The 24,382-nt window shown below is 71.4% G+C and carries 24 protein-coding genes; 18 read left to right on the forward strand and 6 right to left on the reverse strand.

The genetic code is table 11. The annotated features are described in order from the left end of the window. Positions 1 to 126 precede the first annotated feature (126 nt). The gene (gene coaA / locus QUG93_RS08755; protein ID WP_289473522.1) at positions 127 to 1,071 is read right to left on the reverse strand and encodes a type I pantothenate kinase; all 945 of its coding nucleotides are present in this window, start codon (positions 1,069 to 1,071) and stop codon (positions 127 to 129) included. Between the two features lie 199 nt (positions 1,072 to 1,270). Then, positions 1,271 to 1,756 (reverse strand): glutathione peroxidase, encoded by a 486-nt coding sequence (locus tag QUG93_RS08760; RefSeq protein WP_289473523.1) that lies wholly within the window; start codon positions 1,754 to 1,756, stop codon positions 1,271 to 1,273. Between the two features lie 125 nt (positions 1,757 to 1,881). Here QUG93_RS08760 and glmS point away from each other — a divergent pair, with 125 nt between their 5' ends. The 9 genes from glmS (at position 1,882) to QUG93_RS08805 (ending at position 10,012) form a co-directional block, all read left to right on the forward strand. Next, on the forward strand, positions 1,882 to 3,729 hold the full coding sequence (gene glmS, locus QUG93_RS08765; RefSeq protein WP_289473524.1) for a glutamine--fructose-6-phosphate transaminase (isomerizing): 1,848 nt from the start codon (positions 1,882 to 1,884) through the stop codon (positions 3,727 to 3,729). A gap of 9 nt (positions 3,730 to 3,738) precedes the next feature. Continuing rightward, positions 3,739 to 4,113 (forward strand): holo-ACP synthase, encoded by a 375-nt coding sequence (locus QUG93_RS08770; protein ID WP_289473525.1) that lies wholly within the window; start codon positions 3,739 to 3,741, stop codon positions 4,111 to 4,113. Then, positions 4,110 to 5,213 carry an alanine racemase gene (gene alr / locus QUG93_RS08775; RefSeq protein ID WP_289473526.1) on the forward strand — a complete coding sequence of 368 codons (1,104 nt, stop codon included), beginning with the start codon at positions 4,110 to 4,112 and terminating at the stop codon, positions 5,211 to 5,213. Before QUG93_RS08770 ends, alr (QUG93_RS08775) begins: the two co-directional genes overlap by 4 nt. Next, positions 5,210 to 6,370 (forward strand): alanine racemase, encoded by a 1,161-nt coding sequence (gene alr / locus QUG93_RS08780; protein ID WP_289473527.1) that lies wholly within the window; start codon positions 5,210 to 5,212, stop codon positions 6,368 to 6,370. The genes alr (QUG93_RS08775) and alr (QUG93_RS08780) overlap by 4 nt, the downstream gene beginning before the upstream one ends. Continuing rightward, positions 6,367 to 6,879 carry a tRNA (adenosine(37)-N6)-threonylcarbamoyltransferase complex ATPase subunit type 1 TsaE gene (gene tsaE, locus QUG93_RS08785; RefSeq protein WP_289473528.1) on the forward strand — a complete coding sequence of 171 codons (513 nt, stop codon included), beginning with the start codon at positions 6,367 to 6,369 and terminating at the stop codon, positions 6,877 to 6,879. Before alr (QUG93_RS08780) ends, tsaE begins: the two co-directional genes overlap by 4 nt. Before the next feature lie 46 nt (positions 6,880 to 6,925). Next, positions 6,926 to 7,549, forward strand: a complete 624-nt coding sequence (gene tsaB, locus QUG93_RS08790) for a tRNA (adenosine(37)-N6)-threonylcarbamoyltransferase complex dimerization subunit type 1 TsaB (RefSeq protein WP_289473529.1) — start codon at positions 6,926 to 6,928, stop codon at positions 7,547 to 7,549. After that, positions 7,546 to 8,079 carry a ribosomal protein S18-alanine N-acetyltransferase gene (gene rimI / locus QUG93_RS08795; RefSeq protein ID WP_289473530.1) on the forward strand — a complete coding sequence of 178 codons (534 nt, stop codon included), beginning with the start codon at positions 7,546 to 7,548 and terminating at the stop codon, positions 8,077 to 8,079. The genes tsaB and rimI overlap by 4 nt, the downstream gene beginning before the upstream one ends. Further along, positions 8,066 to 9,121: a tRNA (adenosine(37)-N6)-threonylcarbamoyltransferase complex transferase subunit TsaD gene (tsaD, locus tag QUG93_RS08800; RefSeq protein ID WP_289473531.1), complete on the forward strand. Its 1,056-nt coding sequence runs from the start codon at positions 8,066 to 8,068 to the stop codon at positions 9,119 to 9,121. Before rimI ends, tsaD begins: the two co-directional genes overlap by 14 nt. A gap of 99 nt (positions 9,122 to 9,220) precedes the next feature. Next, positions 9,221 to 10,012: a DUF4190 domain-containing protein gene (locus tag QUG93_RS08805; protein WP_289473532.1), complete on the forward strand. Its 792-nt coding sequence runs from the start codon at positions 9,221 to 9,223 to the stop codon at positions 10,010 to 10,012. Between the two features lie 141 nt (positions 10,013 to 10,153). Here the strand turns inward: QUG93_RS08805 and QUG93_RS08810 are convergent, their stop codons facing one another. Next, positions 10,154 to 11,356 (reverse strand): class I SAM-dependent methyltransferase, encoded by a 1,203-nt coding sequence (locus QUG93_RS08810; RefSeq protein ID WP_289473533.1) that lies wholly within the window; start codon positions 11,354 to 11,356, stop codon positions 10,154 to 10,156. A gap of 158 nt (positions 11,357 to 11,514) precedes the next feature. Here QUG93_RS08810 and groES point away from each other — a divergent pair, with 158 nt between their 5' ends. Together groES and rarD are read left to right on the forward strand one after the other, a co-directional pair. Continuing rightward, positions 11,515 to 11,811: a co-chaperone GroES gene (gene groES, locus QUG93_RS08815; RefSeq protein ID WP_056121496.1), complete on the forward strand. Its 297-nt coding sequence runs from the start codon at positions 11,515 to 11,517 to the stop codon at positions 11,809 to 11,811. Between the two features lie 125 nt (positions 11,812 to 11,936). Then, positions 11,937 to 12,899 carry an EamA family transporter RarD gene (gene rarD, locus QUG93_RS08820; protein ID WP_289473534.1) on the forward strand — a complete coding sequence of 321 codons (963 nt, stop codon included), beginning with the start codon at positions 11,937 to 11,939 and terminating at the stop codon, positions 12,897 to 12,899. Positions 12,900 to 13,120: 221 nt separating this feature from the next. Here the strand turns inward: rarD and QUG93_RS08825 are convergent, their stop codons facing one another. After that, a complete protein-coding gene (locus tag QUG93_RS08825; protein ID WP_289473535.1) occupies positions 13,121 to 14,455 on the reverse strand; it encodes an ABC transporter substrate-binding protein in 1,335 nt (444 codons plus the stop codon). A gap of 336 nt (positions 14,456 to 14,791) precedes the next feature. Here QUG93_RS08825 and QUG93_RS08830 point away from each other — a divergent pair, with 336 nt between their 5' ends. Beyond that, positions 14,792 to 15,610 (forward strand): SDR family oxidoreductase, encoded by an 819-nt coding sequence (locus QUG93_RS08830; RefSeq protein ID WP_289473536.1) that lies wholly within the window; start codon positions 14,792 to 14,794, stop codon positions 15,608 to 15,610. 97 nt (positions 15,611 to 15,707) lie between these two features. Here QUG93_RS08830 and QUG93_RS08835 read toward each other — a convergent pair whose 3' ends face one another. Continuing rightward, complete coding sequence (locus tag QUG93_RS08835) at positions 15,708 to 16,577, reverse strand: hypothetical protein (protein WP_289473537.1); 870 nt, start codon at positions 16,575 to 16,577, stop codon at positions 15,708 to 15,710. Positions 16,578 to 16,726: 149 nt separating this feature from the next. After that, positions 16,727 to 18,229, reverse strand: a complete 1,503-nt coding sequence (gene guaB / locus QUG93_RS08840; RefSeq protein ID WP_289473538.1) for an IMP dehydrogenase — start codon at positions 18,227 to 18,229, stop codon at positions 16,727 to 16,729. Between the two features lie 307 nt (positions 18,230 to 18,536). On the opposite strand from guaB, the gene QUG93_RS08845 reads away from it, so the two are divergent. From QUG93_RS08845 to QUG93_RS08870, 6 genes are all read left to right on the forward strand, one after another. Further along, positions 18,537 to 19,964 (forward strand): branched-chain amino acid ABC transporter permease, encoded by a 1,428-nt coding sequence (locus QUG93_RS08845; RefSeq protein WP_289473539.1) that lies wholly within the window; start codon positions 18,537 to 18,539, stop codon positions 19,962 to 19,964. 12 nt (positions 19,965 to 19,976) lie between these two features. Beyond that, positions 19,977 to 20,963 (forward strand): branched-chain amino acid ABC transporter permease, encoded by a 987-nt coding sequence (locus QUG93_RS08850; RefSeq protein ID WP_289473540.1) that lies wholly within the window; start codon positions 19,977 to 19,979, stop codon positions 20,961 to 20,963. Further along, on the forward strand, positions 20,956 to 21,870 hold the full coding sequence (locus tag QUG93_RS08855; protein ID WP_289473541.1) for an ABC transporter ATP-binding protein: 915 nt from the start codon (positions 20,956 to 20,958) through the stop codon (positions 21,868 to 21,870). Before QUG93_RS08850 ends, QUG93_RS08855 begins: the two co-directional genes overlap by 8 nt. Beyond that, positions 21,867 to 22,745 (forward strand): ABC transporter ATP-binding protein, encoded by an 879-nt coding sequence (locus QUG93_RS08860; protein ID WP_289473542.1) that lies wholly within the window; start codon positions 21,867 to 21,869, stop codon positions 22,743 to 22,745. The genes QUG93_RS08855 and QUG93_RS08860 overlap by 4 nt, the downstream gene beginning before the upstream one ends. Positions 22,746 to 22,971: 226 nt before the next feature. Further along, complete coding sequence (locus tag QUG93_RS08865; RefSeq protein WP_289473543.1) at positions 22,972 to 23,157, forward strand: hypothetical protein; 186 nt, start codon at positions 22,972 to 22,974, stop codon at positions 23,155 to 23,157. A gap of 60 nt (positions 23,158 to 23,217) precedes the next feature. After that, entirely contained in the window at positions 23,218 to 24,339 is a 1,122-nt protein-coding gene (locus tag QUG93_RS08870; protein WP_289473544.1) for a GuaB3 family IMP dehydrogenase-related protein, read from the forward strand. Positions 24,340 to 24,382 lie beyond the last annotated feature (43 nt).

Here is a 24,382-nt window from a genome sequence, read left to right on the forward strand (position 1 = left end):
CGGCCCGCTTCCGCAAGACGCAACGAGGGCGGTCGCTCGCAGCTGAGTACCGATGCGAGCAACCGCCCTCGTTGCGTTTCGCGGGCCACCCTGCGCGGGCCGACCGCCGCGCGCCGCGACCCCGCGTCAGATCTTGCGGAGCAGCACCGAGTTCACCTTGTGGTTCGCGCCCTTCTTGAGCACGAGGGTCGCCCGGGAGCGCGTCGGGAGCACGTTCTCGAGCAGGTTCGGCTCGTTGATCGCTCGCCAGACCTCGGTCGCGGTGCGCACCGCGTCCTCACGCGAGAGCGAGGCGAACCGGTGGAAGAACGAGTCCGGGCTCGCGAACGCCTCCTCCTGCAGGGCGAGGAACCGGTCGACGTACCAGGACTCGATGTCCTTGGTCTTCGCGTCGACGTAGATCGTGAAGTCGAACAGGTCCGAGAGCGCGAGCCGTCCGTGCACCGGCGGTGCCAGCACGTTGAGCCCCTCGACGATGAGGACGTCCGGCTGCCGCACGACGATCTCGGCGTCCGGCACGATGTCGTAGACCAGGTGCGAGTAGAACGGCGCACGGACCTCGGTCGCGCCGCTCTTCACCTGGCTGACGAACCGCAGCAACGCCCGCCGGTCGTACGACTCCGGGAACCCCTTGCGGTCCATGATCCCGCGCCGTTCGAGCTCGGCGTTCGGGTACAGGAAGCCGTCGGTCGTCACGAGCTCCACGCGCGGGGTGTCCGGCCAGCGCTTCGTCAGCTCACGCAGGAGTCGTGCGACGGTGGACTTCCCGACGGCGACGGAGCCGGCGACACCGATCACGAACGGGGTGCGTCCGGCACGCTCGCCGAGGAAGCGGCTGGTCTCGGCGTGCAGGTCCCGGGCGCCGGCGGCGTAGAGCGTCAGCAGCCGCGACAGGGGCAGGTAGACCTCCTGCACCTCCTGCATGTCGAGCCGGTCGCCGAGGCCGCGCAGCTGCACGACCTCGGTCTCGGTGAGCGACAGGTGCTCCTTCGGCGCGAGCTGGGACCACTCGTCGCGCGGGATCTCCACGAACGGGGTCGGGTGCGCGACGGGGGTCTCCGTGATCGGCATGGGCACGAGCGTACAGACGGGAGGCAGGGCCCACATCGGCCGGTTCCGGACCGACGCGCCAGCGGCGGGCCGGCCGTGCCCGATGGGGAGGTGCCGGTGAGCCGACCGGCTCACGTGCACCGTGCCTCCCGTCCGTCACGACGGCGCGGCTCGCGCAGGCCGGGCTGCGGCAGCCGGGTCCGGGCCGGCAGGGGCGGGGTCAGGCGGGCAGGGCCGCCTCGATGGCGGCGACGACCTCGGGGGCGTCCGGCTTCGTGGTGGGGCGGAAGCGCGTGACCGTGCCGTCGGGCGCCACGAGGAACTTCTCGAAGTTCCAGCTCACCCGGCCGGCCTTGCCGGACGCGTCGGGGGTCTCCTTGAGCGCCTGGTAGAGCGGGTGTGCGCCCTTGCCGTTCACCTTCACCTTCTCGGACATCGGGAAGGTGACGCCCCACGTGGTGGAGCAGTACTCGTCGATCGCCTCGGAGGAGCCGAGCTCCTGCAGGAACTGGTTGCTCGGGAAGCCGAGGACGGTGAAGCCGCGGGGGCCGTACTCCCGCTGCAACGCCTCGAGCTGCTCGTACTGCGGCGCGAGCCCGCAGCGCGAGGCGACGTTCACGACGAGCACCGCCTTGTCCGCGTACTGCCCGAACGTCGTCTGCTCGCCGTGCAGCGTCGTGATCGCGATGTCGTCGAAGCGTCCCATGTGCCGGACGCTAGTCCACCGGGTCGAGACCGACCTGACGGCGACGGGCGCCGCAGTTGCGGTGTTCCGTACCGATCCGGTCACCGTGCAGGGTCGCTGCACGGGCAGACCGTAGGATCGGTCCCATGTGTGGAATCGTCGGCTACGTCGGCAGCAACAGCAGCCAGGACGTGCTCCTCGGAGGTCTCCGTCGGCTCGAGTACCGCGGCTACGACTCGGCGGGCATCGCCGTCGTCGACCGCCCGGGTGACCTCGTCTCCGCGAAGAAGGCGGGCAAGCTCCAGGCCCTCGTGGACGAACTCGAGGCGAACCCGATCGCGGACGGCAGCACCGGCATCGGGCACACCCGGTGGGCGACGCACGGCGGCCCGACGGACGGCAACGCGCACCCGCACCTGGCGGACGGCGGCAAGCTCGCGCTCATCCACAACGGCATCATCGAGAACTTCTCCGAGCTGAAGCAGGAGCTCCTCGCCGAGGGCGTCGAGTTCCGCAGCGAGACCGACTCCGAGGTCGCGGCGCACCTCGTCGCACGGTCCTTCCGCGAGACCGGTGACCTGACCAGCGCGATGCAGCAGGCCGTGCAGCGGCTCGAGGGCGCGTTCACGCTCCTCGTCGTGCACGCCGACCAGCCCGGCGTCGTCGTCGGTGCTCGGCGCAACTCGCCGCTCGTGGTCGGTCTCGGCGACGGCGAGAACTTCATGGGCTCCGACGTGGCCGCGTTCGTCGCGTACACGCAGCGTGCCCTCGCCATCGGGCAGGACGAGATCGCCACGATCCGCCCCGACGGCGTCGAGGTCATCCACTTCGACGGCACCCCGGCCGAGCCGAGCGAGTTCGAGGTGAACTGGGACGCCTCCGCGGCCGACAAGGGCGGTTGGAGCTCCTTCATGGCGAAGGAGATCAGCGAGGAGCCCGAGGCCGTCGCGAAGACGATCCTCGGCCGCGTGCACGACGGCGCGGTCACCCTGACCGACCTCGACCCGATCGCCGACCGGCTGCAGCAGGTCGACCGCGTCATCGTCATCGCCTGCGGCACCGCCGCGTACGCCGGCATCCTCGGCAAGTACGCGATCGAGCAGTGGGCCCGTGTGCCCGTCGAGGTCGAGCTCGCGCACGAGTTCCGCTACCGCGACCCGGTGCTCGACGACCGCACGCTCGTCGTGTCGATCAGCCAGTCGGGCGAGACCATGGACACGCTCATGGCGGTCAAGTACGCCCGCGAGCAGGGCGCCCAGGTGCTCTCGATCTGCAACACGCAGGGTGCCACGATCCCGCGCGAGTCCGACGCCGTGATCTACACGCACGCCGGCCCGGAGGTCGCCGTCGCGTCCACCAAGGCGTTCATCGCGCAGGGCGTCGCGCTGTACCTGCTCGGGCTGCACCTCGCGACGCTCAAGGGCACGCTCACGACCGAGCAGATCGCCGAGCAGGTGGCCGAGCTCGAGGGGCTCGCGCCGAAGCTGCAGCAGACCATCGAGGACGCCTCCGGCATCGCCGAGCTGGCGAAGTGGATGGCGGACACCCGCAGCGTCCTGTTCCTCGGGCGCCACGTCGGCTACCCGATCGCGCTCGAGGGTGCGCTCAAGCTCAAGGAGCTCGCGTACATCCACGCCGAGGGCTTCGCCGCCGGCGAGCTCAAGCACGGCCCGATCGCGCTGATCGAGCCGGGGCAGATCGTCTTCGTCATCGTGCCGTCGCCGCGCGACCCGCGCTCGCTGCACCCGAAGGTGGTCTCGAACATCCAGGAGATCCGTGCCCGCGGTGCCCGCGTCATCGCGATCGCGGAGGAGGGCGACGCAGCCGTGCTGCCCTTCGCGGACGAGGTCCTGCGCATCCCGCTCGCGACCCCGCTGTTCGAGCCGCTGCTCGCCGTCGCGCCACTGCACATGTTCGGCATGGAGCTCGCCGCGGCCAAGGGCCTCGACGTCGACCAGCCGCGCAACCTCGCGAAGTCGGTCACCGTCGAGTAGGTCGCCCAGGTGATCATCGGGATCGGGGTCGACGTCGTCGACACGGAGCGGTTCCGGGGTGTGCTCGAGCGCACCCCGGCCCTCCGGACGCGACTCTTCACCCCCGCCGAGCAGCTCCGGGACGGCGAACCCCGGCCGGTGTCGTCGCTCGCCGCCCGGTTCGCCGCGAAGGAGGCGCTCATCAAGGCCTTCGGGTCGAGCGCCGGGCTGAGCTGGCAGGAGCTCGAGGTCGTCGCGGACGACCAGCGGAACCCGTCGCTCACCCTGCACGAGGGTGCCCGTCGGGTGGCGGCGGACCGCGGGGTGACGAACGTCCACCTGTCCCTGTCGCACGACGGCGGGATCGCGACGGCGTTCGTCGTCATCGAAGGAGGAGCCGCATGACCGCCTTCACGGGGATCACCGTGGACCGCGAGGCACTGATCGCCAACTACGCCACGGTGTCCGAGCGGGTCTCGCCCGCCGGGGTCATCGCGGTCGTCAAGGCGAACGCGTACGGGCACGGCGCCGTCGACGCCGCGCGGGCGTTCGTCGACGCGGGGGCCGAGTGGCTCGGGGTCGCCGACGTGGACGAGGGCATCGCGCTCCGTCAGGCCGGCATCGACGAGGGCGTCCGGATCCTGGCGTGGCTGCACGCCCCCGACGAGGACTTCCGCCGTGCCGCACAGCACGGCATCACCCCCGCGGTGTCGAGCGTGTCCCAGCTCGCGGCCGCGGCGGACTCCGAGGTGCCCGAGGTGCACGTCTGCGTGGACACCGGCCTGAGCCGCAACGGCGCGGTCGAGTCCGAGTGGGCCGAGCTCTTCGCGACCGCCGGACGGATCGCACGCTCCGGCGGCCGCACCCGGGTCGAGGGGCTCATGTCGCACCTGTCGAACGCATCGCGGGCGGACGACCTCGACCAGGACGCCGCACTCCAGCGCGCGCTCGACGGCCTCGCCGCGAACGGGATCGTGCCGGAGATCGTGCACCTGGCCGCGAGCGCGGCGAGCATCGCGGTACCGGAGACCCGGCACGACGCCGCACGGGTCGGTCTGGCGCTGTACGGCCTCAGCCCGTTCACGGACCGCACCTCGGCCGACCTCGGGCTGCGCCCGGCGATGCGGGTGACCGCCGCCGTGCTCCGGACCGTCCCGGTCGCCGCGGGCGAGGGCGTCAGCTACGGCTACACCTGGCGTGCGGAGACGGACACGCGGCTCGCGGTGCTCGGCCTCGGCTACGCGGACGGCTTCGACCGAGCCCTGGGCAACGCCGTGTCGGTGCGCATCGGCGACCGGTTGTTCCCCGTCGTCGGACGGGTCGCCATGAACGCGATGCACGTCGACATCGGCGACGCGGACGTCCGGGTCGGCGACGAGGCCGTGCTGTGGGGCGACCCGGTCGACGGCGACCCCGCGGTCGAGGACTGGGCCGCCGCCATCGGCACCATCAACTACGAGGTGGTCGCCAGGGTCGGCCGCAGCGTGGAACGGAGGACCACGTGAACGCACCGCTGCGCCGGGCCCGGATCGACCTCGACGCGTACCGCTCGAACCTCGACCTGGTGCGCGAGTGGATGGAGCCCGTCGAGGTCATGGCGATCATGAAGGCCGACGCCTACGGGCACGGCCTCGAGCCGATCGCGCTCGCCGCCGTCGACGCCGGGGTGCGCTGGATCGGCGTGCTGACCGTGCCGGCGGCCCTGCGCCTCCGCTCGATCGGCGTCGGCGAGGACGTGCACCTGTTCACGTGGCAGCACGACCCCGCACTCGACTTCCGCGACGCCGTCGACTCCGCGGTCGACCTCGGCGTCTCGAACGCTGCCGAGCTGCAGCGGGTGATCGACGCCGTCGACCAGCGTCCGGCCCGTGTGCACCTCGGCGTCGACTCCGGGCTGCACCGCGACGGCGCGACCGCGGACGCGTGGCCCGACCTCGTGTCCCTCGCGGTCGACGCGCAGCGCGCCGGACGCATCGAGGTCGTCGCCGCGTACACGCACCTCGCCGAGTCGTCGGACGACGACGACAGCGCCGCCGTGGCCGTCTTCGACCGTGCCGTCGAGGTCGCCGAGGACCTCGGCCTCGACCTGCCGCTGGAGCACGTCGCCGCGTCGCTCGCGGGCCTCGAACGCAAGGAGTTCCGTAAGGACATGGTGCGGATGGGCGCGAACCTGTTCGGCATCCCCGGCGCCGACGGCGTCTCCGCTGCGGACCTCGGGCTCGAGCCGGTGATGACGCTCACCGCCTCGGTGGCGAAGACGAAGCGCGTACCGGTCGACACGGGCGTCTCGTACGACTACACGTACCGCACCTCGGCGGAGACCACGCTGGCGCTCGTGCCGGTCGGGTACGCGGACGGCGTCCCGCGCCTGGCACAGGGCCGCATCGAGGTCGCGATCGGCGGCAAGCGCTACCCGATCGCCGGCCGCGTCGCGATGGACCAGTTCCTGGTGGACGTCGGAGACGACGAGGTGCGCGTCGGGGACCCGGTCGTGCTCTTCGGCACCGGGGAGCACGGCGAGATGACGGTGCTCGAGTGGGGCGAGGCGCTCGGCACGATCGGCGAAGAGGTGACCTGCCGGATCGGCGCCCGTGTCCCGCGCGAGGTCGTCGGCCACCAGGTCGAGGGCCGGGTCGGGGCCTACCTGCGGGAACAGCCGTGACCGACGCCCGGGTGCTGCTCGACACGACCGTGTCGACGACGGACGAGATGGGCGCGCTCGGCGCCCGGCTCGCCGCGGTCCTGCGCGCCGGGGACCTCGTCGTGCTGACGGGTCCGCTCGGCGCCGGGAAGACGACGCTCACGCGCGGCCTCGGCGCCGCCCTCGGGGCCCGTGGCCAGGTGTCGAGCCCGACGTTCGTGCTCGCGAGGACACACCCGACGACCGCCGGGCCGGACCTGGTGCACGTCGACGCCTACCGGTTGAGCGACCCCGTGGAACTCGACGACCTCGACCTCGACTGGGACACGTCGATCGTCGTCGTCGAGTGGGGGCGCGGGTTCGTCGACGGCATCTCGGACGACGTGCTCGACGTCGAGATCGTCCGGGCGACCGGAGCGGACGCGGCGGATGCGACGGACGACGACCTCGACCCCGACGACGTGCCGGACGAGCCCCGACGGGTCGTCGTCACCGCGACCGGCACGCGCTGGGCCGACGTCACGCTCTGACGCGCCCTGCCCGTCAGGAGGGCGCCGACGCGCCTACGATGGACGGGTGCTGCTCGCGATCGACACCTCCGCAGGGACCTCGGTCGCCGTCGTCGACCCGGCCACCGGCACGGTGGTCGCCGAACGCAGCACCGACGACTCCCGCCGGCACGCCGAGGTCGTCGGCCCGTTCCTCGCCGAGGTCCTCGCCGAGGCCGGCATCACCGGCGCCGACGTCACCGGCGTGGTCGCCGGCACGGGCCCCGGACCCTTCACCGGCCTGCGCGTCGGCATCGCAGCCGCGCGGACCTTCGCCGCTGCGCGCGGCGTGCCCGTCCTGCCGCTCGTCAGCCACGACGCGATCGCGGCCGACCGGTCGACGTTCCCCGTCGTCGTCCTGACGGACGCCCGCCGCCGCGAGGTCTACTGGAGCGCGTACGACGCGACTGGTGAACGGGTCGCGGGTCCGGGGCTCGCGAAGCCGGCCGACCTGGACGAGGCGATCCGTGCCTCCCGTCCGGATGCCGTCAGTTGGGAGCGCGTGACGGTCGCGACCGTCCCGGCCGGGAGGCTCGGGTCGCTCGCCGCGGACCGGCTCGCCTCCGGCGCTCCCTTCGCCGACGACACCGCGCTCTACCTGCGCGACCCCGACGTGACGGTACCGGGGGCCCCGAAGCGGGTCGTCCGGTGACCGGGCTGCCGCCCGGCCTGCGGTTGCGCCGCGCGGTGCCGCAGGACCTCGACGACATCATGTGGCTCGAGCACGTCTCCTTCCCGACCGACGCCTGGTCGGCGTCGCAGATGGCGGGGGAGCTGTGGTCGCCGCACGGGTACTACGTCGTCGTGGAGACCACGGCGGACGGCGCGCCGACCGTCGTCGGCTACGCGGGGCTGTCCTCGCTCGCGGGCAATCCCGTCGCGGACGTGCAGACCATCGCGGTCGCGGGCGACCAGCGGGGGAGGGGCATCGGGAAGGTGCTCTTCACCGAGCTCCTCGACGAGGCCCGTCGCCGTGGCGTGCACGAGGTGTTCCTCGAGGTCCGTGCGGACAACCCCGTCGCGCAGGCGATGTACACCGAAGCCGGGTTCGAGCAGATCGCGGTGCGGCCCCGGTACTACCAGCCCGACGGCATCGACGCGTGGGTGATGCGGCTGACCCTCGCACCCGCGCCGACCGGCCCGGGACCCATCGGACAGGAGACCCTCGGTGAGCACGACTGACCCCCTGGTGCTCGGCATCGAGACGAGTTGCGACGAGACCGGTGTCGGCATCGTGCGCGGGACGACCCTGCTCGCGAACGTGATCGCGTCGAGCATGGACGAGCACGCCCGGTACGGCGGCGTCGTGCCCGAGGTCGCCGCCCGTGCGCACCTCGAGGCGATGACCCCGACCCTGCACGAAGCGCTCGAGCAGGCCGGTGTCACCCTCGACGAACTCGACGCCGTGGCGGTCACCGCGGGCCCCGGGCTCGCCGGCGCGCTGATGGTCGGGGTCGGGGCGGCGAAGGCCCTCGCGGTCGCGACCGGCAAGCCCCTGTACGGCGTGAACCACCTGGTCGGCCACGTCGGCGCTGACGTCCTGCGCGCGGACGACAGTGCGATCGAGCTCCCGACCGTGGCGCTGCTGGTGTCCGGCGGGCACACCTCGCTGCTGCTCGTGCGCGACCTGGTCGGGGACGTCGAGCTGCTCGGCGAGACGATCGACGACGCCGCGGGCGAGGCGTTCGACAAGGTCGCGCGGCTGCTCGGCCTGCCGTACCCGGGCGGCCCGCAGATCGACCGGGCCGCGGCGGACGGCGACCCCCGGGCGATCCGGTTCCCCCGCGGACTGACGCTGCCGAAGGACATGGCGCAGCACCGCTACGACTTCTCGTTCTCCGGCCTCAAGACCGCCGTGGCCCGCTGGGTGGAGAAGTGCCGCGACGAGGGCCGCGAGGTCCCCGTCGCCGACGTCGCGGCGTCCTTCCGCGAGGCCGTCGTGGACGTGCTCCTGACGAAGGCGCTCGCCGCGTGCCGTGACACCGGCGTCGACCGGCTGCTGCTCGGCGGCGGGGTCGTCGCGAACGCCCGGCTCCGAGCCGTGGCCGAGGAACGCTGCGCCGCCGCCGGGGTCGCCCTGCGGATCCCGCCGTTCGACCTCTGCACGGACAACGGCGCCATGATCGCGGCGGTCGGAGCCCGCCTGGTCGCAGAGGGGCACGCGCCGAGCGACCTCGGGTTCGCCGCGGACTCGACGCTGCCGGTGACGACCGTCCAGGTCTGACCACCCCCCCTACTCGTGGGCGGTGCCCGGACCGTGACGGGGCCCGTGTGGGAGGATGCTCAGCAGGCGCCGACCGACCGGCGTCGAGAGGGGTGGACGGTGTCCGATCAGAACCAGTGGCCGAAGCCGGGCGACTCGAGCGGGTCGTCCGACGGCCGGCAGCAGCCCGACGGGCAGCAGCCCCCGCAGTCGGCACCGCAGGGCAGTGGTCAGGACCCGTGGTCGCAGTCCGGTCAGGGATCGTCGGCACAGGGCGCCTCAGGCGGGGTGCCGCCGTACGGCCAGCCGCACCAGCCGAACCCCTACGGCCAGCAGCAGGGCAGCCCGTACGGTCAGCAGTACGGCGCCCCGTCGGCACCGCAGCAGGGCTCTCCGTACGGCGGCCAGCCCCAGGGCGCCCCCCACGGCCAGCAGCAGGGCAGTCCCTACGGCCAGCAGACGGGCGGCAACCCGTACGCCGCAGCCGGTCCCCAGCAGGCCGGCCCGCAGCACAACCCGTACGCGCCGCACCAGCAGGGCGGCAACCCCTACGCCGCGCCGTACGCGACGGGCGGCTACCAGCCGTACGCCCAGCGACCGAAGACCAACACCCTAGCGATCCTGTCGATCGTGTTCAGCGGCGTCGCGGGGCTGTCCCTGCTCACCTTCGTGTTCGCGTTCTTCGCGGTGCTCGCCGGTCCCGCGGGAGCGATCCTCGGCCACGTCGCCCTCGGCAAGGTCAGGACGACCGGTGAGTCCGGCCGGGGCCTCGCGCTCGCCGGCATCATCGTCGGGTGGGCCGCCACCGGGATCGCCCTGATCGGCATCGTCATCTTCTTCGCGATCCTCGGCGCCGGGACCGGCGGCTACTCGAGCGACTACGGCTACGACTCGGGCGCCTTCGTCGGCTGAGTGCTCCACCGGAGCGACGGGACCCCGCGGACACACCGCGGGGTCCCGTCGTCCTTTCGGGCTGCTCCCGCGGTCGGTGACGGCGCGACGGCGACGGTGGGGGCGAGACGGCGACGGTGAGGACGCGACGGCGACCGCGCCCTACCCGACCACGTCGGTGAGGCGCTCGCACAGGAGCGCCGTGTGTCGTCCCTCCAGGCGGGTGAGCACGAGCGTCACGGACCGACGGCCCCGCAGGCGCAACCGCTTCCGGAACTGCGCCGGGTCGACGTCGACGCCGCGCTTCTTGATCTCCACCGTCCCGACGTCCTCCGCCGCCAGACGCGCGGCGAGCTGCTTGACGTCGAGTGGCATCGTGTCGAGCACCCGGAACCCCTGCGCGAACGGCGTCGTCACCGCACGGTCCGACGTGACGTACGCGATGCCCTCCGACAGCATGCGTCCGTCGACCGAGCGGGCCAGGTCGCCGATCAGCCGCGCACGGATGACCGCGCCGTCCGGCTCGTACAGGTAGGTGCCGACGGGGCCGACCTCGACGTCCTCGGCATCGGCCGGACCCGTGAGCTCGGCGATCCCGTGCGCGCCGATCACGGTCGCCGCGCGCCGGACCCCGTCGCGGGCGAGCGGGCCGGACCAGAGGACGAGCTCGACGACCTCGCGGTCGACGGAGACCCACTGCGCCTCGAGCCCGTCCGGGATCAGGTCGCGGTCGATGCCCGGTCCGAGCTTCACACCCGTCGGGGTGGTCGTGGCCGCGGCGAAGACGGTGTCGAGGGAGGGTGACCAGTCGTCCGGGTCTGCCAGGCGCTTCGTGTTCGCGTGCCCGGCGGTCCGCCGTGCCGGGTCCATCCACACGCCGTCGACGCGGGACAGGTCGAAGCCGGCGGCGTCACCGAGCTCGACGCGGGCGTTCGGCCACAGGGCGAGGTTGTGGGTGGCGACCGCCGCGGTCACCTCGTCGCGGTCGACCGCGGTCACGTCGAGGTCGAGCGCGGCCATCGCCATCGCGTCACCACCGATCCCGCACCCGAGGTCCGCGACCCGGGTCAGCCCGGCGGCGGCGAACCGTCCGGCGTGCTGCGCGGCGACCTGCAACCGCGTCGCCTGCTCGAGGCCGGCCTCGGTGAAGAGCATGCGGGACGCGAAGTCGCCGAACTTCCCCCGAGCCTTCTGCCGCAGCTTCGCCTGGGTCAGGACGGCCGCGACCAGCCCCGGGTCGTGGCCCTCCGCGCGGAGCCGCGAGACCACCCGGACGATCTCGCCCCCGTCCGAGACGCCGGGGGTACGGTCGAGCAGGGCCATCCCCTCGGGGGTCAGCAACTGGGCGAGATCGGCGGCATCCACCCGTCGATCCTCGCAGGTCGCCGGGAGGCCCGACACGTGCTGGCACTCGGATTGACCGAGTGCCAGACTGTCCCTAGACTCGCGTTGGCACTCTCCTGTGCGTAGTGCCAACCGGTTCCCATCTGTACCGAGTCAGTACCGAGAAAGAAGAGGTCACCGTGGCCGTCACCATCAAGCCGCTCGAGGATCGCATCGTCATCCGCCAGGTCGAGGCGGAGCAGACCACCGCTTCCGGTCTCGTCATCCCGGACACCGCGAAGGAGAAGCCCCAGGAGGGCGAGGTCGTCGCCGTGGGCCCGGGTCGCATCGACGACAACGGCAACCGCGTCCCGCTCGACGTCGCCGTCGGCGACAAGGTCATCTACTCGAAGTACGGTGGCACCGAGGTCAAGTACTCCGGTGAGGACCTGCTCGTCCTCTCGGCGCGCGACGTCCTCGCGGTCATCGAGCACTGAGACCAGTTCTCCCTCGCGAACGCCCCGCCCGGCACACCGCCGGCGGGGCGTTCGTGCGTCGTACGGCGCGGCCGGGAGGCGCGGGGTCCCTCCGCAGCGTCGCTCCGGCTTCCTAGGATGGTTCCGTGAGTGAACCGAGCCCGGCGCGTCCGGCCCGCAGCGAGGCATCCGTCGGTGTCGTCCAGGCGATCGTGGCGTACGGGCTCTGGGGGCTCATGCCGCTGCTCTTCGCCGCGATGGCCCCCGCAGGCGCGTTCGAGATCGTCGCCTGGCGCATCGTCTTCGGCCTGGTGTTCTGCGCCGTGGCGATCGCGGTCACCCGCTCGTGGCTGCGCACCCGTTCCCTGATGGCGCAGCGCCGGGTGATGCTCGTGATGGGGCTCGCGGCCGTGCTCATCCTGGTCAACTGGACGGTGTACGTCGCCGCCACGACGACCGGCCACACGGTCGAGGCCGCCCTCGGCTACTTCATCAACCCGCTCGTGACGATCGCGCTCGGCGTCGTGGTCCTGCGCGAACGACTCCGCCCGGCGCAGTGGACCGCGGTCGGCATCAGCATCGTGGCGGTCGTGGTCATCGCGGTCGGCTACGGCCAGGTGCCGTGGATCGCCCTCGCACTGGCGTTCTCGTTCGGGCTGTACGGCCTGGTGAAGAAGCGGGTCGGCGGGACCGTCGACGCGCTGAGCGGCCTGACGCTCGAGACGGTGTGGCTGCTGCCCATCGCGGTCGGCGCGCTCGTCGTGCTCGGGGTCACGGGCCTCGGTGGCGGGGTGACGTTCACGAGCGAGGGGTGGCCGCACGTGCTCGTCACGGTGCTGACCGGGCCGGCGACGGCGGTGCCGCTGCTGCTCTTCGCGTCCTCGGCGCGGCGGGTGAGCCTGTCCACCCTCGGCCTGACGCAGTACCTCGCGCCGGTCATGCAGCTGCTCGTCGGCGTGGTCGTGCAGCACGAGGCGATGCCGCCGGCGCGGTGGGTCGGCTTCGGCATCGTGTGGGTCGCGCTCGTGGTCCTGACGGTCGACTCGTTCGCGGCGGCCCGGACGGCGCGGCGACGGACGCTCGCACCCGCGGCGGCCGAGCCGGCCTGACGGGCTCGCGCCGCGCCTCCCGGCCGCCCGCCCGCTCGCGCGCGCCCGCCCGCGCCCTGGGGCCGAGTCTCGGCAGCGCGGACACGTTCGCGCCGACTCGACGACGAAAGTGTCCGCCCAGCCGAGGCTCGGCTCGCCAGGAAGCCACGTGAGGAGGCCGGGGGTGCGACGACGCCCCGCGGCCTGAGCCGCGGGGCGTCGTCTGACGGGTCCTGCTGGTGTTACTTCGAGACCGAACCCTGGATGGCGGTCTGGTAGACGGGCTTGTTGTCGCCGTCGAACTTGTAGATGCCGATGTACGCGCTCGACGGGTCGTTCTTGCTGTCGAACGGACCGATGCCGGACGGGCCGGTGTACTGGATGTCCTCACCCTTGTCGAGCAGGTCCTTGCAGGCCTTGAACGTCTCGCACTTCGTGCCGCCGTCGGCGCCGGACACCGCGGCCATGTTGGCCTGGATCGTGCCCGAGTCGGTGCCCTTGCCCTTCACCGCGGCCAGCGCCGCGAGGGTCGTGGCGTCGTAGGACTCCGCCGCGTACGAGTAGTCGGCGAGCTCCTTGCCGGACGACTGCTTGTAGAAGTCCGCCAGGCGCTGCTTGAGCTCGTCCTTCGGGCTCGCACCGGGGATGGTGCCCTGCGCGCCCTCGAGGGTGCCCTTGTCGAAGTCCTTCGAGTAGTCCGCGGTGTTGCCGTCGGACATGTAGATCTTCGCCATGTCGGCGTTCTGCGACTTGAGCTCGGGGATGATCGACTTCGTCTCGTCGAAGGCGAGCACGACGATCGCATCGGGCTTCGAGGCCAGGGCCGCCGTCACCTCGGACGAGAACGTGGTCTGCCCGGGCGGGAACTCCTGGCCCTTGCCCTTCGCGCCGTAGACGACCTGGCCGCCCGATTCCTCGACCGCCTTCTGCACGGTGTCGCGGAGACCGGTGCCGTACGTGTCGTTGAAGACCAGGAACGCGACCTTGGCGTTGCCGTCACCCGTGATGAGCTGGCCGAGTGCCGAACCCTGCACCGAGTCCGGCGGTGCCGTGCGGTAGTAGTGCGACGAGTAACCGGACAGGTCGGTCGCGGTGTTCGCGGGCGAGATCTGCACGATGCAGTTGCTCGTCAGCTGGTCGATGACGTTCAGCGTGACGCTGGACGACTCGGCACCGATCACCACGGGGACCTTGGCGTTGACGAGCTTCGTCGCGGCCGAGCTCGACACGGTCATGTCGTTGCTGTCGCCGGAGTCGGTGGCCGGGTCGATGCTGACGTCCTTGTCGAGCACGCCACCCGCGGAGTTGATGTCCTCGACCGCGAGGCCGACACCGGACTCGGCCGGCGGGTTGAGGTACGACAGCGTTCCCGTGAGCGGGAGGATCGTGCCGATCTTCAGCGCGTCGGTGCTCGGGGTGTCGGGTGCCTTGCAGCTCGCCGCCGGGTCCTTCTTCGCCCCGCCCGCGGAGGCGGAGGAGGTCGACTCGGCGCTGCCGCTGGTGGAACACGCGGCGAGGAGGAGCGCTACCGCTCCCGCCACTGCCAGTGCCGTGGTGGCACGGGTGGTTCTGGTCATCCGTGGAGCCCTTTCTCTGCGCGGAGGCCCAACCGCATCGGGTCGAGCGCGGCCACCTCCGCGTGGGTTGTCGAGAAAACTAGGGCCGAAGTGTTTCGCCTGTGTGTCCGGGATCGGCACCTGGACGTTTCGTTACACACCCGTGACGAAACTGTGGAGGTGCACGGGAACCCCTGATGAGGAGTCCGTCCGGACGGTCGTGAGCGCGTGGAGCGCTCCTCCGCAGGGTGTCTCGACCCTGTCGTCCAGCGGTCTCGAAGCTGCCGTGCCGCCGTCCTGGTCGTGACGCGCGGAACCGGGACGAGCACGGTGACGGCCACGCGTACCGTCCGGTCCATGAGCAGTGCAGCTTCCGAGAACACGTTCCGTCCCACCCGCGCCATCGTCACCGGGGCCGAGTCCGGCATCGGCCGAGCAACGGCGGTGGCACTCGCCGCCGCCGGCATGGACGTCGGCATCACCTACCTGTCCGAGCCCGAACGCGCGGAGGAGACGGCGGCCGAGATCCGGCAGGCCGGGCGGCAGGCGTACGTGGCGCAGATCGACGTCACGCAGCTCGAGCACGCTGGCGCGGTGATCGACGAGCTGGCGGCGCAGCTGGGCGGGGTCGACGTCATCGTCGCCGACGCGGGGACCGGCGACAACGCGCCCTTCCTCGACATCACCCTCGAGCAGTGGCGGCACACCGTCGCGACCGACCTCGACGGCGCCTTCGTGACGATCCAAGCGGCCGCGCGGCGGATGGTGGAGCAGGGCACCGGCGGGCGCATCATCGGCATCACGAGCGTGCACGAACACCAGCCCCGCTACGGGTCGAGTGCCTACGACGCCGCGAAGCACGGGCTCGGCGGCCTGTTGAAGACGATCGCGATCGAGCTCGCCGAGCACGGCATCACCGCGAACGCCGTGGCGCCGGGGGAGATCGCGACGCGGATGACCGGCGCCGAGGACGAGGACCCGCACACGATCTCGCGCCCCGGCGTGCCGCTCGGTCGGCCCGGCAACGCGTGGGAGATCGCTGCGGCGGTGGCGTTCCTGGCCAGCCCGGCGTCGTCCTACATCACCGGCGTGTCCCTCCCCGTCGACGGCGGCATGCTCCAGATGGGCCCGCACGGCGGCAGCCACATCACGAGCGACGACTGGCGGAGCGCGTAGGGCGCGGGCCTTCCCCGCAAAACGCAACGTCGGCGTCTGCTCGCAGCGCTGTACCGCTGCGAGCAGCCGTGGAGGTTGCGTTTCGCGGGGACTACCGTCATGCGCCGGTCGGGAGGCCCGCGGTGCGCAACACGGTCTGCAAGCGTACCGGGGTGCGCACCTCCGACCAGCCCCACCGGACGACGCGACGCACCTCGGGTCGCTGCAGCAGGGTCTGCTCCCGGACCTTCTCGCGTCGGACGGCATCCGGGTCGTCGTACTTCTCGAGACCGTCGAACTCGCCGACGACGCCGGCGCGCGGCCACCAGAAGTCGACCCGGTACCGGCCGAAGGCCTGCTGGAGGACCGGGGGCGGGAAGCCGTCGTCCTCGATCCGGACCCGGCTGACCGACTCGCCGGGTGACTCGGAGCGTGGGTCCCCGAACCGGAGTGCCCGTCTCGCCCGTGTCATGCCCCTCGGCGAGGGCCACGACGCGAAGGCGCGACGGAGTTCGTCGACGGTGAGCAGATGCCCGCGCAGGACGTGGTCGAGGACGGCGACCCCGTTCTCGTACGAGGTGCTCCTGCTGAGGTCGACGACGGTCCGGAGCAGCGACGTGACCCGCCGACCGTCGATGGTGGTGGTGTCCGCTGGTGTGAGATCGGCCGCGTGCCGGACCACGCGTCGGCCCGAGTGCGTCGTCCCGAGCAGGGGGTCCGTGACGTGCACCCGTCGGTCCGGCCGGTCGACGTCGGGGAGTCCCCACAGCAGCGCGGCCGAACGGTGCGACAGGACGCGCCACTCGCCGACGGCGGTGACCACGGCCTCCAGCTCGATGCGAGCGCGTTGCCGCACCGACGCGTCGTGCCAGGCCGATCCGTCGACGGCGACTCCGTGGGTCACCCGGACCAGCTCCCCGCGACGGAGCCGGTGCTGCGACTCCCGGTCGTCCGAGCTGAGGAGGATCAGTCGTGATGGCTCGTCCATGGCGACGAGCATCGCCGTGCAGGGTCGCGTGCACGGCCCCGCTGCCGGATCTGTGGACAACCACCCGCGAAACGCAACGTCGGCGGCCCCTCGCAGCGGTGTAGCGCTGCGAGGAACCGCCGACGTTGCGTTTTGCGGGAGGGCTCGGGTCAGCCGCGGTAGTTCGGGGCCTCGACGACCATCTTGATGTCGTGCGGGTGGGACTCCTTCAGCCCGGCCGCGGTGATGCGGACGAACTTGCCGCGGGCCTTGAGCTCCGGCACGGTTCGGCCACCGACGTAGAACATCGACTGCCGCAGGCCGCCGACGAGCTGGTAGACGGCGTTCGCCACCGAGCCGCGGTAGGGCACCTGGCCCTCGATGCCCTCGGGGATGAGCTTCTCGTCCGAGGGGACGTCGGCCTGGAAGTAGCGGTCCTTCGAGTACGAGGTCTTCTCGCCGCGGGTCTGCAGTGCGCCGAGGGAGCCCATCCCGCGGTACGCCTTGTACTGCTTGCCGCCGACGAACACCAGGTCGCCCGGGGACTCGTCGGTGCCCGCGAGCAACGAGCCGAGCATGACGGTGTCCGCGCCCGCGACGAGGGCCTTCGCGATGTCGCCGGAGTACTGCAGGCCGCCGTCGGCGATGACCGGCACGCCGGCCTCACGCGCGGCGAGCGACGCCTCGTACACGGCGGTCACCTGCGGCACGCCGACGCCGGCGACGACGCGGGTGGTGCAGATCGAGCCCGGGCCGACGCCCACCTTCACCGCGTCGACACCGGCGTCGATGAGCGCCTGCGCGCCCTGACGGGTGGCGACGTTGCCGCCGATGACGTCGATGGCGGCGAAGGACGGGTCGGCCTTCAGGCGGCGGACCATGTCCAGCACACCCTCGCTCTCGCCGTTGGCGGTGTCGACGACGAGCACGTCGACGCCTGCGTCCCGCAGCGCCTCGGCACGCTGCCAGGCGTCGCCGAAGAACCCGATGGCGGCGCCGACGCGCAGGCGGCCCTCGTCGTCCTTGGTGGCGTCCGGGTACTTCTCGCTCTTGTCGAAGTCCTTGACGGTGATGAGCCCGCGGAGCTTGCCGTCGGCGTCGACCAGCGGGAGCTTCTCGATCTTGTGCTGCGCGAAGATCGCGACGGCTTCCTCGGGGTCGATGCCCTCGGCCGCGGTGACGAGCGGGGCCTTGGTCATGACGTCGCGGACGAGGGTGGTGGCCATCTCGAACGGGGCGACGAAGCGCATGTCCCGGTTCGTGATGATGCCGACGAGCGTGCCGTCCGACTCGACGACCGGCAGGCCGGAGACGCGGAACTGGCCGCACACGGCGTCGACGTCGGCGACGGTGGCGTCCGGGGTCGTCGTGACGGGGTTGGTGATCATGCCCGACTCGGAGCGCTTGACCTTGTCGACGTAGGCCGCCTGGTCCTCGATCGACATGTTGCGGTGCAGGATGCCGATGCCGCCCTGGCGCGCCATGGCGATCGCCATCCGGGCCTCGGTCACGGTGTCCATCGCGGCGGAGAGCAGCGGGACGTGCACCTCGATGCGCTTGGTGAGCCGGGACGTCGTGGACGCCTCGCTCGGGATGACGTCGGTGTGCCCCGGCAGGAGCATGACGTCGTCGTACGTGAGTCCGATGAATCCGAACGGATCCGGCTGGTCCATGGGTCCCCTTCGTGGGCGAGGTGAAGTGGTGGCACCGGGGCACGTCGTCGGGTTCCCGATGGGCCATGGTAACGCGCACGACACACGCGGCATTCCGACGTCCCCCGGTCGCCGGACCTGGGTGCCGGCTGACAGCTCCGCCGACACTCGATCCGGACGATCCTGTACCGGCCGGACGGGCGGATTCATGCGGATCGGCGGGGTGTCGGTCACGAAAGCAGCACGATTTGTGCAGGAGACGTGCTGGAAACACGGGGGACACAAAAAATCCCTAGGGTCCTCGACTATCCGAACGAGAGGCTCATCCGTGGGTTCCATCACTCCGCCGGGGTCAGCGCTCATGCGCCGATTCCGCCGTGGGGCACCAGGCCGCAACCGCCTGGTCCTCGCCGCAGTACTCTTCCTCGCTTTCCTCGCCACCTTCGCGGTCGACTGGGCAGTGTCGCCCTCGGCCGAGGCGGCGACGAGCAGTCCCTCCGCCAGCAGCAGTGCCTCGACGGCGCCGGCGAGCACCGGTCCGTGCGCGGTCAGCCCGACGAACGGCTGCATCCGGGGCACGATCCTCGACTCGGAGCGGAAGCCGGCCTCCGGCATCGCCGTCGACGTCGCGGGCCCCGGCGGCTTCGCCCAGACCGCGACGACCGACGACACCGGTCGCTGGTCCGTCTCGGTCGCCACCGCCGGGCAGTACACCGTCAGTGTCGACCAGGGGTCGCTGCCGAAGGGCCAGTACCTGACCAACGCGGCGGACGCCGAGCGCAAGGTGAACGCGACGCTCAACGCCAACGTCGGGCAGATCTTCCAGCTGTCCGACCAGCAGGGCGCGACCACCGCCGACGCCTCCAGCAGCTTCAGTGCCGCCCGGGCCTGGCAGCAGCTGGCCTCCGGCATCCGGCTCGGGCTCCTCATCGCCCTGGCGTCGGTCGGCCTGTCGCTCATCTACGGCACCACGGGCCTGTCGAGCTTCTCGCACGGTGAGCAGGTCACGCTCGGCGGCCTCCTCGCCTACGTGTTCGCGAACCAGCTCGGCTGGAACATCTGGGTGACCGGCATCGTCGTCACCCTGCTGTGCGCGGCGACCGGGTACCTGCAGGACGCCGCGATCTGGAAGCCGCTGCGACGCCGGCGCATCAGCCTCACCCAGCTGATGATCGTGACGATCGGTCTGTCGATCGCCGCCCAGTACGCGTTCCAGTACTTCTTCGGCGCCTCGACCGTCCGCATCCAGCAGGGCAACCCGGAGACGGTGACCTTCGCCGGGCTCACGCTGACCGTGCAGTCCTACGTCGCGATGGCGATCGCGCTCGTCGTGCTCGTCGGCACCGGCCTGTTCCTCGCCAAGACCCGCTTCGGCCGGGCGACCCGCGCCGTGTCGGACAACCCGGCGCTCGCCGCGGCGTCCGGCATCGACGTCGACCGGGTGATCCGGTTCGTGTGGACGCTCGCCGCGGGCCTCGCCGGGCTCTCCGGCGTCATGCTCGGCCTGGTCCTCAACGGCGTGAACTGGCAGACCGGGCTCCAGCTGCTGCTGCTCATGTTCGCGTCCGTCACGCTCGGCGGGCTCGGCACGGCGTACGGCGCCCTCGTCGGCTCGATGATCATCGGCATCGTCGTCGAGCTCACGAACCTCGTGCTGCCGGGTGACTTCAAGTACGCCACGGCCCTCGTGATCCTCATCCTCATCCTGCTGTTCCGGCCGCAGGGCATCTTCGGTCGCGCCGAGCGCATCGGCTAAGGGAGCACCGACATGGACTACATCCTGAACCTGCTGTCCTCGCTGACGCAGGAGGCCCTCGCCCCCACCACGGCGGCGTTCGCCCTGGCCGCCATCGGCCTCAACGTGCACTTCGGCCTCACCGGCCTGATCAACATGGGCCAGGCGGCGTTCCTGCTGCTCGGCGCGTACGGCTTCGCGATCTCGATCACGAACGGCCTGCCCTTCGTCATGGCCGTGCTCGTCGCCCTCGCGGTGGCGATCGTCTTCGCGGTCATCCTCGGCATCCCGACCCTGCGGCTCCGCGGGGACTACCTGGCCATCGTGACGATCTCCGGCGCCGAGATCATCCGCATGGTCGGCCGTTCGAGCCTGCTGACGAGCACCACCGGCGGCTCGAACGGCATCGCCGGGTCGGCCTACCGCGACCCGTTCAACGCCCTCAGCCCGCTGCCGGACGGCACCACCACCATCCTGTGGTTCTCGTACTCGAACAACGGGGTCAACGGCTGGTGGATCCGCATCGCCGCATGGGGCCTGGTCGCGCTGTTCACCCTCGTGCTGTTCCTGCTCATGCGCAGCCCGTGGGGCCGCGTCGTGAAGGCCATCCGCGAGGACGAGGACGCCGTGCGCTCCCTCGGCAAGAACGTCTACTCGTACAAGATGCAGGCGCTCGTCTTCGGTGGTGCGCTCGGGGCGCTCGCCGGGGTCATCTACGTGCTGCCGAGTTCCGTGCAGCCCGACGCCATGGGCCGTTCGATGACCTTCTTCATCTGGACCGCGCTCATCCTCGGCGGCGCCGCGACGGTCTTCGGTCCGGTGCTCGGCGCGATCCTGTTCTTCGTCGTGCGGCTCTTCGTCCGCACCCTCGCCGGGGACTTCATCCCCGACTCGATCATGAACGCACAGCAGGCGGAGCAGTTCTCCTACGTGCTCGTCGGCGTCGCGCTCATGCTCCTCATCGTGTTCCGGCCACAGGGACTCCTGGGCAACAAGAAGGAGCTGTCGTTCAGTGTCTGAGACGTACACCCACACCAAGACCGACCCGATCCTCACGGTCGACGGCGTCACCCGGCACTTCGGCGGCATGACCGCCGTCGACGTCGACCACCTCGAGGTGCAACGCGGCACCATCACCGCCCTCATCGGTCCGAACGGCGCCGGCAAGACGACGTTCTTCAACCTGCTGACCGGGTTCGACAAGCCGAGCCCCGGCGCGACGACCCGCTTCAACGGCAACACGCTGCAGAAGACGAGTGCGACGCACATCGCGAACAAGGGCATGGTCCGCACGTTCCAGCTCACGAAGGCGCTCAGCCGCCTCACCGTGATGCAGAACATGCTGCTCGGCGCTCGCGACCAGCCGGGCGAGAACTTCTTCGTCGGTCTGGTCCCGGCGCTGTGGCGGAAGCGCGAGCGGGAGATCACCGCGAAGGCCGAGGACCTGCTCGCCCGCTTCAAGCTCCTCGAGAAGCAGGACGACTACGCCGGCTCGCTGTCCGGCGGTCAGCGCAAGCTCCTCGAGATGGCCCGCGCGCTCATGTCCGACCCGACGATGATCATGCTCGACGAGCCGATGGCCGGCGTGAACCCGGCGCTCACCCAGTCGCTGCTCGGGCACATCCAGTCCCTGCGTGACGACGGCATGACCGTGCTCTTCGTCGAGCACGACATGCACATGGTCCGGCACATCTCGGACTGGGTCGTCGTGATGGCGGAGGGCAAGGTCGTCGCCGAGGGGCCGGCCGACACTGTGATGGACGACCAGGCCGTCATCGACGCGTACCTCGGTGCCCACCACGACACCGACCTGGGCGACGACTCGCTCCTCACCGAGGAGACGTACGAGGAGCTGGCCGAAGAGGTGGCCGAAGAAGAAGCGGCGGACGACCACCGCAAGCAGGACGAGCAGGAGGCGACCCGATGACCGACGCACCGAACGCAGCGGACGCGAGCCGCGCCTCCAGTCCGACGGACGCGACGGGCGCGACCGCGACCGGAACCGGCGCGACCGGAACCGGGGCGACCGCGACCGGAACCGGCGCGACCGCGACGATCGACCGCGGCGAGCCCGTCCTCACCGCGAAGAACCTCGTCGCCGGGTACCTGCCCGGCGTCAACATCCTCAACGGCTGCGACCTCGACTGCTACCCGGGTGAGCTCATCGGCATCATCGGCCCGAACGGCGCCGGCAAGTCGACGCTCCTCAAGGCCCTGTTCGGCCTGGTCTCGATCCGCGAGGGCTCCGTGAGCCTGCAGGGCGAGGACATCACGAACCTCAAGGCGAACAAGCTCGTGCAGGCCGGCGTCGGCTTCGTCCCGCAGACGAACAACGTGTTCCCCTCGCTCTCGATCGAGGAGAACCTGCAGATGGGCCTGTACCTCCGCCCGAAGAAGTTCGCCGAGCGGCTCGAGGTCATCTACGACCTGTTCCCGGTGCTCGGCCAACGGCGCAACCAGCGGGCGGGCTCCCTGTCCGGCGGTGAGCGGCAGTCGGTCGCGATGGCCCGGGCGCTGATGATGGACCCGAAGGTGCTGCTGCTCGACGAGCCCTCCGCGGGCCTGTCGCCGGTGCGCCAGGACGAGACCTTCATCCGCACGCGCCGGATCAACAAGGCCGGGGTGTCGATCATCATGGTCGAGCAGAACGCCAGGCGCTGCCTGCAGATCTGCGATCGTGGGTACGTGCTCGACCAGGGGAGGAACGCGTACTCGGGCACCGGGCGTGAGCTCGCCGATGACCCCAAGGTCATCGAGCTCTACCTCGGGACGCTCGCCAAGGACGTCGACTCCGCTCGCTGAGCGGGGCCGACCCGCGGGTACTGCTGTGGGGGTGGTACCCGCACCCGACGGGGCCGCGCAGGCTGCTGATGCGCCGCGCGGCCCCGTCCTCACGTCCGGGGCAGCTGCGTCGCCGCGTCTCGCGGCCGCCGTCTGCGTCCCACCCGGCCTGGAGGCGCGACCCGCCTCCGCCCTGCAGCCCCGGTCACGACGCCCCGGCTCCCCGCCCGTCGGCTAGCGTGACGCCGTGCGCACCCCCGGCCCCCTCGTGCTCGACGCCCTCGTCTGGGTCGTCTTCGCCGTGCTCTTCGTCGGCGCCGCACTGCTGGTGAAGGTCGCCGCCGCCCTGCTCGTGGTGCTCGTCGTGCTCGCGCTCCTGCTCGGCCTCGTGCTGCGGGCGCTGCGGAAGCGACGGGCACGGCCTCGACGCTGACCCGGGCAGCTGCACCGTCCACCCGTCCCACTCGCGGACCCCGCCCGCTAGGCTTGCCCGGTGACTGAAGTCGAGATCGGTGCAGGCAAGCGCGGCCATCGGGCCTACGCGTTCGACGACATCGCGGTGGTCCCCTCGCGGCGCACCCGCGACCCGCGTGACGTGAGCGTGCAGTGGTCGATCGACGCCTTCACCTTCGCGTCGCCGATCCTCTCGGCGCCGATGGACTCCGTGTCCTCGCCGGCGACGGTCATCCAGATGGGCGAGCTCGGGATCCTCGGTGTGCTCGACCTCGAGGGCCTGTGGACCCGCTACGAGGACCCGACGCCGTTCTACGAGGAGATCAAGACCCTCACGGACGGCAACGTCACGAAGCGCATGCAGGAGATCTACTCCGAGCCGGTCAAGGCCGAGCTGATCACCGCGCGCCTGGCCGAGATCCGTGCCGCCGGGGTGCCGGTCGCCGGCTCGCTCAGCCCGCAGCGCACCCAGGAGTTCTCGCAGACGGTCGTCGATGCCGGTGTCGACCTGTTCGTCATCCGCGGCACGACGGTCTCGGCGGAGCACGTCTCCCAGAACCAGGAGCCCCTCAACCTCAAGAAGTTCATCTACGAGCTCGACGTCCCGGTGATCGTGGGCGGAGCCTCGACGTACACGTCGGCGCTGCACCTCATGCGCACCGGTGCCGCGGGCGTGCTCGTCGGCTTCGGCGGCGGCGCGGCCTCGACCACGCGTGCGGCGCTCGGCATCCACGCGCCGATGGCGACCGCGGTGGCCGACGTCGCCGGTGCCCGTCGTGACTACATGGACGAGTCCGGTGGCCGCTACGTGCACGTCATCGCCGACGGCGGGCTCGACACCGCGGGCGACATCGTCAAGGCGATCGCCGTGGGGGCCGACGCCGTCATGCTCGGCACCGCGCTGGCCCGCGCGACCGAGGCGCCCGGTGGCGGTTTCCACTGGGGTGCCGAGGCACACCACCCCGAGCTGCCCCGCGGTCGTCGGGTCGAGGTCGGCCAGATCGCCCCGCTCGAGAACGTGCTGAACGGCCCGACCCCGTCGTGGGACGGCCGCGCGAACCTGGTCGGTGCCCTGCGTCGATCGATGGCCACCACGGGATACTCCGACGTCAAGGAGTTCCAGCGAGTAGAAGTGGTCGTGGCGCCGTACCACCAGCAGTGACGGTGGCACCCGTGCTCCCGCGCGGGTGACGCCTTCGGTGCCG

It is taken from the genome of Curtobacterium caseinilyticum, assembly GCF_030363035.1.
GTDB classification, from domain to species: Bacteria; Actinomycetota; Actinomycetes; order Actinomycetales; family Microbacteriaceae; genus Curtobacterium; species Curtobacterium caseinilyticum.